General features: G+C 61.3%; 15 protein-coding genes. 11 read left to right on the top strand and 4 right to left on the bottom strand.

Features of this window, described 5'->3' with window-relative positions:
* The first annotated feature begins 147 nt into the window (after positions 1–147).
* Entirely contained in the window at positions 148–837 is a 690-nt protein-coding gene (locus HWX91_RS23360) for a FadR/GntR family transcriptional regulator (protein WP_028194957.1), read from the top strand.
* A 161-nt stretch (positions 838–998) separates the two neighbouring features.
* Here the strand turns inward: HWX91_RS23360 and HWX91_RS23355 are convergent, their stop codons facing one another.
* Positions 999–1,592: an acyl-homoserine-lactone synthase gene (locus tag HWX91_RS23355; RefSeq protein ID WP_028194956.1), complete on the bottom strand. Its 594-nt coding sequence runs from the start codon at positions 1,590–1,592 to the stop codon at positions 999–1,001.
* Between the two features lie 155 nt (positions 1,593–1,747).
* On the opposite strand from HWX91_RS23355, the gene HWX91_RS23350 reads away from it, so the two are divergent.
* Positions 1,748–2,065: a helix-turn-helix domain-containing protein gene (locus HWX91_RS23350; protein WP_028194955.1), complete on the top strand. Its 318-nt coding sequence runs from the start codon at positions 1,748–1,750 to the stop codon at positions 2,063–2,065.
* Here the strand turns inward: HWX91_RS23350 and HWX91_RS23345 are convergent.
* Positions 2,049–2,753: a helix-turn-helix transcriptional regulator gene (locus HWX91_RS23345; protein ID WP_028194954.1), complete on the bottom strand. Its 705-nt coding sequence runs from the start codon at positions 2,751–2,753 to the stop codon at positions 2,049–2,051. The two genes, HWX91_RS23350 and HWX91_RS23345, sit on opposite strands and share 17 nt — an antisense overlap.
* Positions 2,754–3,393: 640 nt before the next feature.
* Here HWX91_RS23345 and HWX91_RS23340 point away from each other — a divergent pair.
* The 5 genes from HWX91_RS23340 to HWX91_RS23320 all read left to right on the top strand — a co-directional run bounded on the left by HWX91_RS23340 (position 3,394) and on the right by HWX91_RS23320 (position 8,755).
* A complete protein-coding gene (locus tag HWX91_RS23340; RefSeq protein ID WP_028194953.1) occupies positions 3,394–4,338 on the top strand; it encodes an SMP-30/gluconolactonase/LRE family protein in 945 nt (314 codons plus the stop codon).
* A gap of 273 nt (positions 4,339–4,611) precedes the next feature.
* Positions 4,612–5,781: an extracellular solute-binding protein gene (locus HWX91_RS23335; RefSeq protein WP_028194952.1), complete on the top strand. Its 1,170-nt coding sequence runs from the start codon at positions 4,612–4,614 to the stop codon at positions 5,779–5,781.
* An 81-nt stretch (positions 5,782–5,862) separates the two neighbouring features.
* Positions 5,863–6,942 (top strand): ABC transporter ATP-binding protein, encoded by a 1,080-nt coding sequence (locus tag HWX91_RS23330; RefSeq protein ID WP_028194951.1) that lies wholly within the window; start codon positions 5,863–5,865, stop codon positions 6,940–6,942.
* Positions 6,939–7,826, top strand: coding sequence for an ABC transporter permease (locus HWX91_RS23325; protein WP_042274128.1), 888 nt, complete (start codon positions 6,939–6,941; stop codon positions 7,824–7,826). The genes HWX91_RS23330 and HWX91_RS23325 overlap by 4 nt, the downstream gene beginning before the upstream one ends.
* Positions 7,826–8,755: an ABC transporter permease gene (locus HWX91_RS23320; protein ID WP_028194949.1), complete on the top strand. Its 930-nt coding sequence runs from the start codon at positions 7,826–7,828 to the stop codon at positions 8,753–8,755. The genes HWX91_RS23325 and HWX91_RS23320 overlap by 1 nt, the downstream gene beginning before the upstream one ends.
* Before the next feature lie 96 nt (positions 8,756–8,851).
* Here HWX91_RS23320 and HWX91_RS23315 read toward each other — a convergent pair whose 3' ends face one another.
* A complete protein-coding gene (locus HWX91_RS23315) occupies positions 8,852–9,457 on the bottom strand; it encodes a short chain dehydrogenase (protein WP_028194948.1) in 606 nt (201 codons plus the stop codon).
* A 234-nt stretch (positions 9,458–9,691) separates the two neighbouring features.
* Entirely contained in the window at positions 9,692–10,144 is a 453-nt protein-coding gene (locus tag HWX91_RS23310) for a DUF3005 domain-containing protein (RefSeq protein WP_028194947.1), read from the bottom strand.
* Between the two features lie 344 nt (positions 10,145–10,488).
* Between HWX91_RS23310 and HWX91_RS23305 the strand changes: the two genes are divergently transcribed.
* The 4 genes from HWX91_RS23305 to HWX91_RS23290 all read left to right on the top strand — a co-directional run bounded on the left by HWX91_RS23305 (position 10,489) and on the right by HWX91_RS23290 (position 14,194).
* Positions 10,489–10,722, top strand: a complete 234-nt coding sequence (locus HWX91_RS23305; RefSeq protein ID WP_028194946.1) for a hypothetical protein — start codon at positions 10,489–10,491, stop codon at positions 10,720–10,722.
* 111 nt (positions 10,723–10,833) lie between these two features.
* On the top strand, positions 10,834–11,760 hold the full coding sequence (gene epsC / locus HWX91_RS23300; RefSeq protein ID WP_028194945.1) for a serine O-acetyltransferase EpsC: 927 nt from the start codon (positions 10,834–10,836) through the stop codon (positions 11,758–11,760).
* 170 nt (positions 11,761–11,930) lie between these two features.
* Positions 11,931–12,734, top strand: coding sequence for an AraC family transcriptional regulator (locus HWX91_RS23295; protein ID WP_244144126.1), 804 nt, complete (start codon positions 11,931–11,933; stop codon positions 12,732–12,734).
* A gap of 285 nt (positions 12,735–13,019) precedes the next feature.
* Positions 13,020–14,194 (top strand): IS3 family transposase gene (locus tag HWX91_RS23290; protein WP_244144125.1). Its coding sequence is split into 2 segments (ribosomal slippage): positions 13,020–13,278 and positions 13,278–14,194, totalling 1,176 coding nucleotides; the frame shifts between segments, so codons are not numbered across the junction.
* Positions 14,195–14,202 lie beyond the last annotated feature (8 nt).

Below are 14,202 nucleotides of genomic sequence, written 5' to 3'. Positions count from 1 at the left end.
GAGATAACAATGCTTCAGGCAACGAGCGCCGCGCCGCATGCGTTTGCGGCATTTCGGACAAGCCATGACGCAGCGTCCAGCCGGGGCATGGCGTGAGGTTTGCCTTACAATCGGAACCTATTCAGACAAGCTGCTTCAGTCCCGCTGATGAACGAGCGCAAAACGACGGGCTTGCCCGACAAGATCTACGGCGACATCCTGAATCGCATTCTTGAAGGCGAGTACAAGGAAGGTGAGCGGCTGCCGACCGAGCACGCACTGGCCGAACGCTTCGCGACTTCACGGCCGACCGTGCGCGAGGCGCTCGCGCGCTTGCGGGCGGACGGGATCATCATGACGCGGCACGGCTCGGGCACCACGGTTGCGCGCCGCCCGGACCCCGATGTGCGCCGCTTTGCGCCGCTCGAAACGCTGTCTGACATCCGCCGCTGCTATGAATTTCGCATCGTGACCGAGGCGGGCGCTGCCGAGCAGGCGGCGCTCAAAGCCGACGCCGATGACATCGACGCGATCCAGCATGCGTGGGATCAGTTGGAGCGCATCATAGAAACACGGGGCATCGGTGCGCAGGACGATTTCATGTTCCACCTGGCGGTGGCGCGCGCGTCGAAAAATCCTTTTTTCATCACGGTCATGTCGTTCATCGAGGAACAGATTCTGTTCAGCATGAACCTGTCGCGTAATCTGTCGCTCGTGAAGACGGTGGAGCGGCAACGGCTGGTGCAGGATGAACATCTGGCCGTGCTCGAGGCGATCCGCCGCAAGGACGGTCCCGCCGCGGCGAGGGCGATGCGGGCGCACCTCGAAAATGCGCTCGAACGGATGTTCGGCTCATGACATCCCGCGCATCTTCCTGAAGGATCGCAACTAGACGCTCGCCGCTCGTCTGTCGTGTTCAGGCAACACCAGATAACACCCAGTTAGCACCAAAAGACGCCAGGAAACGGCATCCCAACAAGCGGCAACCGTAGCCCCGCGCCGAATATCATGTCGGAGCATCAGGCGGCGACGGCCATCGGCCCGAACAGGGCGGTGCGGGTTTTCGGACTGACGGCGATATCCAGCGCCACGGCCCGCTCCACGCCGATCTGCAGAGGTGATCCGAGCCGGCTGATATCGATACCGGTCTTACGCAGCAGCCGCTCAATCGGCGTGGTGGTCACCGTGACGTAACGCGTGATGCCCATCCGGTCGGCGAATGTCACGAGTTCGTGAATCGCCTGCATGGTCAGGTCGGCAAAGCCGAACGACTGCTCCTCGCCGCTGGTTTCGATTGCGAACCGGCTGAGTTCCCAGATATGCCGCCCGACCGGTGCGTCCGCGCCATGCAGCAACTGCGGGAAAGTGTCTTTCAGCATATTCGGCCCTTCGGTTGGCATCAGACGCCAACAGCCCCGCACCTGCCGGTCGTCGCCCTGAATCAGCATGTAGTGCGGACCAAGGGCGTCGTAGCCGTCGATCTCCATGCCCGCAATAGTCGGGATGTCCCATCCGAGCCGCCCATGGAACACCCGGGCCCGCAAGCGGTACATCTCATTGATGTCCGCATTGTCAAATTCCTGCCGCATTCCAATCCGAATCGCTGTTTGCATGGCGTTCTCCTGAACGTGTTGGGGTACCCAATACGCAAGAAAACTTATGCATTTTGAATCGCTCTGCCACCTACCTACCTGGATAGGTGTGGATGCTAATCGGATAACGCAGAATTCAAGACAAGCCTCAGCACTCAACCGACCGGACCGAAAAAATGGAACTTCTCGACAATCACTGGCAGGTGCAACCCTCCGTCCAAAGCCGCTCGGCGGAGCCTTCATCGGTGGTGGATCGGGTTCTGATCATTGCCTACCGCAAGAAGAAAAAAGAGAGTCAGCGCCGCTTCTGGGCACGCTTTGGCGTGACGCAATCGCGTGGCAGCCGGTTCGAATCGGGCGCGGAGATCCCGGCGCCCGTGTCGATCCTGCTGGGCCTCTATTTCACCAAAACGGTTTCGGACGCGGATCTTGGCCGGGCTGAACGGGTCTTGTACAGCCGTGACGCCGCCGCCTTGCTCAACCCGGGTCAATAAGCCCCATCTGCGCGGCGATTACGGCCGCCGCGCGCCTTGAATTCACACCGAATTTCGTCCTGATGTTCTTCATGTGGAAGTTCACCACGGCTTCCGAACAGTTCAGGATATGGGAGATCTCCCAGGTGGATTTGCCACGCGCGGTCCATTTCAGGCACTCGCGTTCGCGAGGCGTGAGCTTGGGCAATAAGGTCTGGGTGTGCGCATTCAAATGGCGCTGACTGGTATCGATCACCAGATCGCGCAATAACACCAGATTTGGCAATGCAACGTTGACATGGCGCCAGAATGCGTCGGACGGATTGCTGTCGTTGACGAAGCACATCATGCCGGCTTCCTGGTTTGGTCCATGAATCGGCAAAGTGACACCGGCGCGCAGGCCGTGCGAGCGGGCTTCCTCATACATCGACTGTTGCTGTGCCGTGCTGAAAATGTCGGGCGACCAGATCAGCGGCGTGGCACGCGTTGCGCAATGCGAGACTGTCGGGTCGATGTGGACGAGACCCTGTTCGTCGTACGTGCGTCGCCACTTTGGCGCGTAGGTGCTCCGCACATAGGCATCTTCGAGGCGAATGGTCGGACGCGGCAACATGGCGATCAACAGCTTGTCGAAGCCCCACGTTTCTGCAAGGCCCGCAATCGCACCGAACCATTCCGCTTCATCCGCGGCGTTCAGTAGTGGCGCCATTTCCTCGATAAAATGTAGCGACAATTTGTGTTCTCTCAGACTCGCAAACATCCCGTTGCGGTTAATTGCGGTGCGGTGATCCGCCCGGCTGTTTTTATCTTCACAATCTATCACTAAAAATTATTCCGCAAGCCGAGCGCGATTTCTAAAGAAACAGCACCAGCGCGGGTTCTGCAAAGAAGCGAACGAATCGCTCTTTATAACGGATTTCTTTGACCCGATTAACATTCACGGGTCGAAAAAGTGGGTAATTTTCTCGTAGTGCAGGTTTTGATGCTTCTGATTGGCAACATTACCGTCAAACCCCTGAACGACATTTATCCGGATTCCAGGCGAAACGACTCCGCTTTCCCGATCGTCAATTCCCGCCTCGCCTGCCATCATTCACTCGTACCGGCCATGCGCTATTGTCATACAAAAGCGCCTAGCCGGCTTTGGCAACTTCCCCTTAGCCTTATCGGCCTCGGGTCGGGCTTGTGCGGCATCGCCTGTGCACAGGTTGTCTGACAGCATTGCGAGGCGCTACTATGCAGTTCAACGCTGTCCGAGCATCATGCGAAGATCTGTCGTGCGGCGCGGGTCCTGCTGGCCGGCGTTGGCTTGCTGCCCCCCATCAACCTTCATCACCCAAAGCCCAAGCATGACCGACACCAGCCGACGCTATCCCGATCCCTCCATTCGCCTGTTCGACCCGCGTTTTAAATCGTTGATCGTGGCGTCCGCTTCTGTCGAGTGCCTGTATCAAGGCACACGCTGGTCGGAGGGACCGGTCTGGTTCGGCGACGGCCGGTATCTGCTGTGGAGCGACATTCCCAATGACCGCATCCTGCGCTGGGACGAAACGAACGGCGCCGTGACCACGTTTCGCCAGTCGTCGAACAATGCGAACGGCCATACACGCGACCGCCAGGGCCGGCTTGTCAGTTGCGAGCACCTGACGCGGCGCGTCACGCGCACCGAGTATGACGGTTCGATTACGGTGCTCGCCGAGCGTTATCGCGGCAAGCGCTTCAACTCGCCGAATGACGTGGTCGTGAAGTCGGACGGTTCGATCTGGTTCAGCGACCCGACCTTCGGCATCGACGGCTTCTATGAGGGAGAACAGCAGGAATCGGAGTTGCCTGCATGCGTGTACCGCATCGACGGTCAATCCGGCGAAGTGACCGTGGTCGCCGACGACGTGCTGGGCCCGAACGGTCTCGCGTTTTCGCCGGACGAATCGGTGCTGTACATCGTCGAATCGCGAGGCGAGCCGCGCAAGATTCGTGCTTTTGATGTCGACATAAGTGGCGATAGCGCCGTGCTGTCGAACAACCGCGTGTTGATCGACGCGGGCGCAGGGACACCCGATGGCTTTCGCGTCGATACACATGGCAATCTCTGGTGCGGCTGGGGCATGGGCACCGACGAACTCGACGGGGTGCGCGTTTTCACGCCGCAAGGTGAGCCGATCGGCCACATTGCGTTGCCGGAGCGCTGCGCGAACGTGTGCTTCGGTGGGCGCCATCGCAACCGCTTGTTCATGGCGGCGAGTCACGGCTTGTATTCGCTCTACGTGAATACGCAGGGCGTCCAGGGCGGCTGAATACACCAGGCGTTGGGCTGCGGTAGCGTATGTTGCCTGACAACTCGCTATTCAGCCCGCGTGCTGACCTCGGGTTTGCCCTTGGACGAACTGCGCAACCCATTGAACTACAAGGATTCCTCGCCAAAACGGGCTGATTGACGGGCAAAGTGCCGTGGTGAGTATTTGCTTGACATCGGCAGTTACGCTTCGCTATGTTCCATTGGTAGAAGAAAGACACCGCCAAGGGCGCATCGGGCCGGCGGACTTCATACCGGGAAGCGAGGAGACGCAATGACTGTTTCAGGCAGGTTGGCGCTCAGGCTGGTGTCCGTAACGCTCGTGGCAAGCGCCGCGTTTGCACCCGCCGCTCACGCGGCCGATCCGGTAACGCTCAATATCGTCGATGTGGCCGGCGATCTTCAACTCACCCAGAAGGGTTTCGAGGCCTTCAAGGCGAAGTATCCCAATCTCGTCGCCAACCTCACGTTCACCAACGCGCCCGCGCCGCAGTTGCCCGGCAAGATCAAGGCGATGCAGGCTGCCGGGCGTTCCGACATCGATCTCGTCCTGACCGGCACTGACGCACTGGCCGCCGGCATCGAGCAGAATCTCTGGATGAAACTGCTGCCGGACAATGCGGCGGCTTTTCCCGGCGTGCTCGATAAATACGCGCCCGGTCCGCGCAAGATGCAGGATCTCGCACAGGGCTATGGCCTCGAAGTCGCGTATATGCCGGCCGGTCCCTTGCTCGAATACAACCCCGCCAAAGTCAGCGATCCACCCAGAACGCCTGCGCAACTCCTGCAATGGTGCAAGGCGCATCCGGATAAGCTGATCTACGCGCGGCCGGCGAACTCCGGTCCGGGCCGCACCTTCCTGATGGGCTTGCCTTACGTGCTCGGCGACAAGGATCCGCAAGATCCGGTTCACGGCTGGGACAAGACGTGGGCCTTTCTCAAGCAGTTGAACGATTGCATTCCTTACTATCCGGGCGGTACTTCGGCCGTGATGAAAGAGCTCGGTGAGGGCTCACGCGATATGACCGTGACGGTCACCGGATGGGATATCAATCCGCGCGCGCTCGGCATCGTGCCGGCGGATTTTCGTGTGCAGGCATTCGACAACATGACGTGGGTGAACGACGCGCACTACATGGTGATTCCAAAGGGTGTGCCGAAGGAAAAGCTCGACGTGCTCTACAAGCTGATGAACTTCATGCTCGAGCCCGCGCAGCAGGCCATGACCTATGACGACGGTTACTTCTACCCGGGGCCGGCAATCAAGGGCGTGAGCATCGAGCAGGCGCCCGCGCACAGCCAGGATGTGCTGAAGAAATACGGCCGGCCGGAATACGCGAAGCTGCTGGCCGAGCGTCCGCATGTTTTACCGCTGAACGCCACCGCGATGGTCGCGGCTTTCAAGAAGTGGGACAGCGATATCGGCGCGCAGAAGACCAAGTAGGCCGCGAATTAACACGCGTATCCGCTCTCAGCCTGCCGCCGCGATTCGTGCGTCAAGCGTCACGCGTATCAGGAAACCGCCATGAAGCATCACTTTGAGCAGTTGCGGCTCGATTCGGTGAGCCGCAGTTTCACGAATGCGGAAGGGCAGGCGGTCGCGGCTTTGCAGGATCTCGATCTGAACATTCGGCGTGGCGAATTCATCGCGCTGCTCGGACCTTCGGGCTGCGGTAAATCGACGGCGCTCAATTGCATTGCCGGTTTGCAGCCATTGAGCGGGGGTGGCATCTGGCTCGACGATAAACGCATCGACGTGCTGCCGCCGGAAAAGCGCGGCTTCGGCATGGTGTTCCAGAACTATGCGCTGTTTCCCCATATGAGCGTGCTCGACAACGTCGGCTTCGGACTGAAGATGCGCGGTGTCGGCAAGAGCGACGCCATGCGCCGGGCGCGTGAAGCGCTGCAGCTCGTGCAACTGGTCGGGCATGAGCGCAAGCTGCCCGGACAGTTATCCGGCGGTCAGCAGCAGCGTGTCGCGATTGCGCGGGCGATCGTGATCGAACCGCCGCTGATTCTGATGGACGAGCCGCTGTCGAATCTCGATACGAAACTGCGCATTGAAATGCGCGCGGAAATTCGCCGCATCCATAGCCAACTCGAACGCGCGACGCTCTATGTGACGCACGATCAGGACGAAGCGCTGTCCATGGCTGATCGTATCGTCGTGATGAAAGAGGGCGTGGTGCAGCAGATCGGCACGCCGAAAGAGGTCTACACGCGGCCACGAAACTTGCATGTCGCGCGGTTCATGGGTTATCGCAACGTGGCCGAATTCGTGCTCGAAGGCACGCAGGGCGATGGGGTCGCGGTGAGCGCGAACGGCGTGCGTCTGATCGGGACGCCCATGGACGGTTTCAACGGCAAGCGCGTGAGCGTCGCGTTGCGCCCTGAGGACATGGAGCGTGCAGCACCTGACGCGGGAAACGCGTTCGACGCGCTGGTCACCACCGTGGAATACGGCGGCCACGATTCCCTGCTGCGGGTGAAGACCGCGTTCGGCGATTTGTGGGCACGCATCGCTGGCGAATTCGAAGAGGGCGAGCGCATCAGTCTGCGCGTGCCGCCGTCGCGCACGCTGGTCTATGACGCAGAGGCCGCATGAACACACCCACGCTGTCACCGCCACGCGCATCCGTTGCGCCGCGCGACGCCAAAGCGTGGCTGGTTGCGCCGGCGCTGATTTTCATCGCCGCTTTGTTCATCTATCCGTTCGCGTACGGCTTGATGCTGTCGTTCAAACCGATGAACGGCGGCGGCCTGTGGGCCAACTATCTGACGTTCTTCACCGATACGTCGATGTGGCCGACCATTCTCGTCACGCTCAAGCTCGCTGTGCCCGCTACGCTGATCAACGTCGGCGTGTCGGTTCCCGTGGCGTTCGCGCTGCGCCGCAATTCGCCTTATCAGAAGCTCATCACGACGCTGCTGGTGATTCCCGTCACGCTCGGCACCGTGCTGATCGCCGACGGCATGCTCACGTACTTCGGCCCGAACGGCTGGTTTCCGCAGGCGTTGCAAGGCCTGCATCTCTATACCGACGAAGTGCGCTTGACGCATAACTTCTGGGGCGTGCTGATCTCGCTGATCGTGTCGGGTTTTCCGTTTGCGTTTTTGCTGACGCTGTCATACGTGACCGGCATCGATCCGACGCTCCCGAGCGCTGCCGCCACGCTCGGCGCGAGTCCGTGGCAGCAGTTTCGCCGCATCTATCTGCCGCTGCTGGTGCCAGGTTTGACGATGGCCGCGTGTTTGTCTTTCGTGCAGGCGTTCTCGGTGTTTCCGTCTGCGGTGCTGCTGGGGGTGCCGGCGGGGCCCACGCGTGTGATGTCGATCGCCGCGGCCGAAGCGGCGTTCGAAAGCTACGACTATTCCCTCGCTTCCACAATCGCGATGGTGATGGGCTTCGTGCAGCTTCTGGTGGTTGCCGCCATGCTCGGCGCGCGCCGCTTCTTCTACCGCGGTCCGACGACGGGAGGCAAAGGCTGATGGCTGCCGATCAGCGCGCCGCGCATGCTGCGTGGTCCGCGTCCGACTCGAACGAAAACCACGACGGCGCACAGCAACCCGGCAAGCGCATGAAGCAGCGCGCCAGTGTGCCGGGCCGCATCTGGCTTGTGCTGGTGTGGGGGGCGATGGTGTTTTTCCTCGTCAACGTGGTGTTGCTGATTGCGACGGTCGCGGTGAACTCGGTCGCGACCCGCTGGTTCGGCACCTTGTTGCCGCAAGGTTTTACGCTGCATTGGTACGCGCAGGCGTGGAGCGATTTTCAACTGGCGAGCGTGTTGTGGGTCACGGTCGAAGTGGTCGGGGCGGTGGTGGTGTTGTCGGTTCTGCTCGGTGTGCCCGCGGCGTATGCGCTCGCCCGCGTGCAGTTTCCGGGCAAGCGCGTGGCAATGCTGATTTTCCTTTTGCCTTTGATGGTGCCACCCGTGACCTACGGCATTCCGATGGCGACCGTGATGTACAAAGTCGGTCTCGCGGGCACGCTGGGCGGCGTGATTCTCGCGAATCTGGTGCCGGCGCTGCCGTTCGTGATCCTGGTGATGACCCCGTTCATCGAGCAGATCGATCCCAATCTCGAAGCGGCGGCACGCATTTTCGGCGCCAACACGTTCCGCTATTTCCGCTACGTGCTGCTGCCCTTGCTGGTACCCGGCATGCTGGCCGCGGGCTTGCTCGTTCTGGTGCGCACTATCGGCATGTTCGAGCTGACATTCTTTACAGCGGGGCCGGCCACGCAAACGCTCGTGGTCGCGTTGTACTACGCGGTATTTTCAACCGGTGTGCGCGCCCCGCAGTCGATCGATGCGATGGCGATGATCTACATGGCGATCACGCTGATCTGGGTGCTGATTGCACTGCAGTTCGTCAGCCCGACGCAGATCGTGTCCCGCGTGAAAGAGCAGAAGCGCTGAACTGCTGAATCCCGGTGCCGGGGTGCGCAAAGCGGCACAGGCGAACGAGGGCGCACGCAGGCGCAGAGCCCGGGATTCAACGAGCCTGCTGAGCGTTCAATACCCCACGCGATACACCCGGCCCGTTTGCGCGCCTTCCACGCTGCGCAGATAGGCCTGCGCGGCACGTTCGGCGCTCACCGGCTCGAAGCCGCGGAAGTAGGGGGCATACGCATCGAGCGCTTCGGTCAGTACCGTCGGGCTCACCACGTTGATGCGGATGCCGCGCGGCAACTCGATCGCGGCGCCCCGCACGAAACCTTCCAGGGCCAGATTCACGGTGGTTGCATTCGCGCCTTCGCGAATCGGCTCGTCGCCGACAATGCCGCTCGTCAGCGTGAACGAGCCGCCGTCGTTCACGTACTGCTGGGCGCCCAGCACGACGTTGATCTGACCCATCAGCTTGTCGCGCAGACCAACCCAGAATTGCTCGACGCTCATCTCCGGCAGCGGGCCGAAATGCAGCTTGCCGGTGGCGGTGACGACGCCGTCGACCTTGCCGATCTCGCCAAAGAGGCGCTCGATGCTGGCCGGGTCCGTGCTGTCGACGCGATACTGGCCGCGCGTCGCGCCCACTTCGATGACTTCATGGCGCGCTTTCAATGCTGCGCTCACTGCCTGGCCGACCGTGCCCGTGGCGCCGATCACGACGATCTTTTTCATTCGCTGCTCCGTTGGGTGGTGAATCTGACGTCGATTGTGTCGGCGTTCGGCGAGCGGAAATAGCCTGTTCGGCTTGCAGGACTTGCAACCCGGAGTTTCCAATCCGTGACGGGACGCGCGCCGTCATTCAAACGGCGCGCGCTTGGGAATGGACTGAGTAATCGATGGAAACGGGCCAATTCAAACGAATACGCGCAGTGCTCGACGTGTCCGCGGCGTCCGTGCTTCCAATATTTATTTCGACCGATGTAATTCGATTACGCGAGTGGGTCGTAAATGATTAAGGGCGTAGTGAATGCGCCCGCGTTCGCGACGGCTGCGGATCGAGTGCGGATCGTCGAACGGATCGTCGGCTGAATCGGGTCCTTGCGGCTCGACCATGCCCTTGTCGATGACCGTGCAGCCGGGTTCGAGCGCCAGCAGCAGGTGATTGCCGCCAACCCGGCTGTCGAAGCCGGCCATACCGTCGTGCGCCTCCGGCACGCTATTGATCAGGGTGGCGTTGCTCGTCGTGATTTCGTCGGGCGAGATCGGGCTGTGGCCCGCGATGCGGGCGGCTTCGAGGTTCTTGCCGTCGGTGTCGACCGTGCTGTCGTGGGTGCGGTCGTTGTGCAGCTCCGTCGTGCGAGGGCCGCTGGTGCGCGGTTGTTGGCTGGCGCCTGCTGGCTTGTTGATATCGCTGTTCATCATGCATTCTCCGTTGAAGAGGACATGGTTGAAGTGCGGCAAAACCCGTTCCTGCTCCGCACGATTTTGTTGTGCGGTGAGTTTGTACTGCGCGTGCCGCGCTTGCCTCGCGCTTATGTGCACTGATGTATGCGGGCATTTCGCCTCGCGATTGCGTCCGGCAATCCTTTCGTTTTTTTTAATGGACGCCTATTTTCTACAGAGTATGATCTTACTCCGACAAGTGAAGCGCGGTTAAATTGACGACATGCGTTGACGACATGCGTCCGGTTGTTTTTACATGGCCGACAATGGGCAAACGCGCTACTCAGAACATCTTACGGGGCCGTCAGGGCGGGTGACACATGCACTTCGAAGCTGCATTCACACATCGCGGCTATTTGCTGAACTGCGCGCCGGCGCGCGCGGGCGATGGTACTTGGCAACCTTATGTAGTCATCTCCCGCTCGAGCGACGGCGAACTGGTCGCCAACCGTTTTTTCCCCACCGACTTGCGTTTTCCTGACGAAGTCGCCGCTATTGCCCATGCGCGCGACTGGGCGGTGCGCTGGATCGACGCGAGCAGCGTGACCATCTGAAGCATCCGGCATGCCGGGCAGCCGCGCCGCGTTGCGCGGGCCACGGCAAAACGCGGTAATCTCTTGGGACAATCACTCTGAACCGTACCTGGCGTACGGCGCTGTCCTTTTATGCCTAACGTGCCTTCCCCCAACTGGGGCCTCGAACAGATCGTTGCGGACTTGCGCGCCTCGCGCGAGGAGTTGCATCGCACGCGGCATCCGCTCGGCATTCGCGAACTGCCGTCGCGCGATGCGGTGGTCGCCATTGTCACCGGCTTGCGTGCGGCACTGTTTCCGACGCACTACGGCGCTCCCGATCTGACTGACGAAACGGTCGACTATTACGTTGGCCATACACTCGAAAGCACGTTGCGATTGCTTGCCGAACAGATCCGGCGCGCCTTGCGCTTTCTGCCCGAGTTCGGGGAGACGCCCGATGCGGATCTGAAGGCGCGTGCGTACGAGGTCGCGCGGGAATTCGGCACGCAGTTGCCCGGGATTCGCGCATTGCTGGTGAGCGATATTCAGGCCGCTTTCACTGGCGACCCGGCCGCCCAGCACATCACGGAAATTCTGCTGTGTTACCCGGGCGTATGGGCGATGACGCATCACCGTCTTGCGCACGCGCTGCATCGCCTCGGCGTGCCCTTGCTCGCGCGCTTCATCAACGAGATTGCGCACTCCGCGACGGGCATCGACATTCACCCGGGTGCGACCATCGGGCCGAGTTTCTTTATCGACCACGGCACGGGCGTCGTGATCGGTGAGACCGCGATCATCGGCGAGCGTGTGCGCGTTTATCAGGCCGTGACGCTCGGCGCGAAAAGCTTCGCGGCCGACCTTGACGGCACGCTGATCAAGGGCAACGCGCGCCATCCGATCGTTGAAGACGACGTCGTGATTTATGCCGGCGCGACGATTCTCGGCCGCGTGACCATCGGTCGCGGTTCGGTGATTGGCGGCAACGTGTGGCTGACGCATAGTGTGCCGCCGGGCAGCAGCGTGTCACAGGGCAAGATCCGGGAGAGCGACCGCACGGACGAGGGGCGAGGCTGATGAGCGGGGCGGCTTGCCTGTCAACTTGTGCTTTGCAGCGTAGCGTGGCGCGCTGCCATTCGACTGGCAACTCACGGCCCGTTTTCGCCGCGTACATTCGCGCCTGTTGTGCCGCGCCGCACGCTCCTTAATTTCTGACAAGGCGAACCATGCCGCACGGCCGCGTTCACATGCCTCGTTGTGCGATTGCCGGCGTTGAGGCGACGGTAGCCGAAACGGCGCATTCGTTTCCGCGCCATTCGCACGACCGGTTCGGTGTTGGCGTCATCGTGGCTGGCGGGCATCGATCGTCGAGTGGGCGCGGCGTGGTTGAAGCGCGGGCGAGCGATGCGATCATGGTGAATCCGGGGGAGGTGCATGACGGCAGCCCGCTTGACGAACGCGGCCGGGCATGGCGCATGTTGTACTTCGAGCCTTCGATGCTGGCCGATGTTGCGGTCGAGCTGAGCGGTGCGGCTGCGCACGAGGTCGAACTGACGCAACCTGCGATACACGATCCGTTGCTGAAGAGCTTGTTCGAGCGCGTGTTCGCGGTAGCGGTCGAAGCGCAAACCGTACCGGACGATCTGGTGCGGGAGGAGGCGATGCTCGAATTGCTTGGGTATCTGATCCGAACGCACGCGAGCGCGAATGGACGTTCGCGACTATTACCGTCATTGAGCCCGATTGCGCGAGCGAGGGCTCGCATCGACGACGACCCTTCGTCACCGCTCACGCTAGCCGATCTGGCGGCGGACAGTGGTATGAGTCGTTTTCAGTTACTACGCGGCTTCGCGCAGGAGACGGGACTTCCGCCGCACGCCTACCGGATGCAGCGCCGGGTGATGCTTGCGCGACAACTGATCGCCGGCGGAGCGAACCTGGCCGCAGCCGCGGCTGCCGCCGGATTTGCGGACCAGAGCCACATGACGCGGGCGTTTGTCCGATTGCTGGGGATTACACCGTCGAACTACGCATCGGCGAAGCGAGCATAACCGCAAGAAGGGGCGCACAGGAGGGTGGTTGAACAACCGCCACGGCGCGCGCAGCGCCGCCGGAAGTATGATGCCCTTGTCACCGGGGCGGAATGTGCGAGAACACAGATTCCAGATGCACCACTACCGTGGCTGCGCGGGGTACCCACTTATGAGCTGGCGGTGTGAGCCGCTTTCTTTTGCCTACTTTTCTTTGCGGCAGGCAAAGAAAAGTAGGTGCTGTAGTGGCCTAATAAAGCTGGACACCTCAAAAGGTAGACTTATATCCAGACAGAGAGGTGTCAGATGGGAAGACGGGAATTCTCGAAGCAGTTCAAGGAAGATGCGGTCGATCTGGTGCTGCGGCAGGGCTACACGGTCACGAAGGCCGCGCGGGCGCTGGGAATTGGCGAGACGGCGTTGCGCCGCTGGATGGGTGATCGCCTGCCACACGGTGCAGTGACGGAGCCACCAAAGGAAGGCTCGACGCCTGCCCAGACCCGCATTCAGGAGCTGGAAAGGCGGGTGGCCGAACTGGAACGGGAGCGCGACATTTTAAAAAAGTCCACAGCCTTCTTTGTCAAGGAACTGGATCGCAATACGAAGTGATCCAGCGCGCAGGGAAGGCTTATCCGGTAGCGGCTGTTTGCCGGGCTGTGGGGGTGGCGCGCAGCAGTTACTACGCGTGGAAGGCGCGCGGTGCCCGCCCGCATCCGAAGCGACAGATGGCACTGCGTGAAGTGTGTGCAATTCACGCGCAGTACGACCAGACGTGTGGCAGTCGACGCATGTCGCAGGAACTGCGCCGGCGCGGTCACAACGCGGGACGACATCGCGCCCGCAACCTGATGCGCGAAGCCGGTGTGCAGGTCCGTGTGGCGCGCACCCATCAGTATCCGAAGGGAGGCGCCACCGCGACGCTGGCGCCTAACCTGCTGGAGCGGGCATTCGATGTCGCAATGCCCAATCGGGTCTGGGCCGGGGATGTGACGTATGTCTGGACGCAGGAAGGCTGGCTGTATCTGGCCGTCGTGATGGACCTGTTCTCGCGGCGTGTGGTCGGATGGGCCTGCTCGGCCTCGCCCGACACCAACCTCGTGATACGCGCTTTGCGACTGGCGCTGGACGTGCGCCGGCCCGCCTCAGGGCTGATGTTCCATTCGGATCAGGGCTGTCAGTACACCAGCCATGTGTTCCGATACTTCCTCAGCCAGAACGGGATCACGCAGAGCATGAGTCGTAAGGGCAACTGCTGGGATAACGCGGTAGTAGAACGTTTCTTCCGCAGCCTGAAGACCGAGCGGGTCAGGCTGCGTCCGTACCGGAGCTATCTCGAAGCAAAGACGGATGTCACTGATTACATCCTGACGTTCTACAACCAGCAGCGGCTGCATTCGGCGGCCGGCAACATGCCGCCCGCCGAATACGAAGTCACCATGCAGAAAAAGTGGAAAGCGGAAAAAGTGTCCAGGATTACTTGACCACCACA

This window comes from Paraburkholderia fungorum (assembly GCF_902833645.1).
In the GTDB taxonomy this organism is placed as follows: domain Bacteria; phylum Pseudomonadota; class Gammaproteobacteria; order Burkholderiales; family Burkholderiaceae; genus Paraburkholderia; species Paraburkholderia fungorum.
Note: the sequence above shows the minus strand (reverse complement) of the source record. Positions and strands in the feature narration are given on the sequence as shown.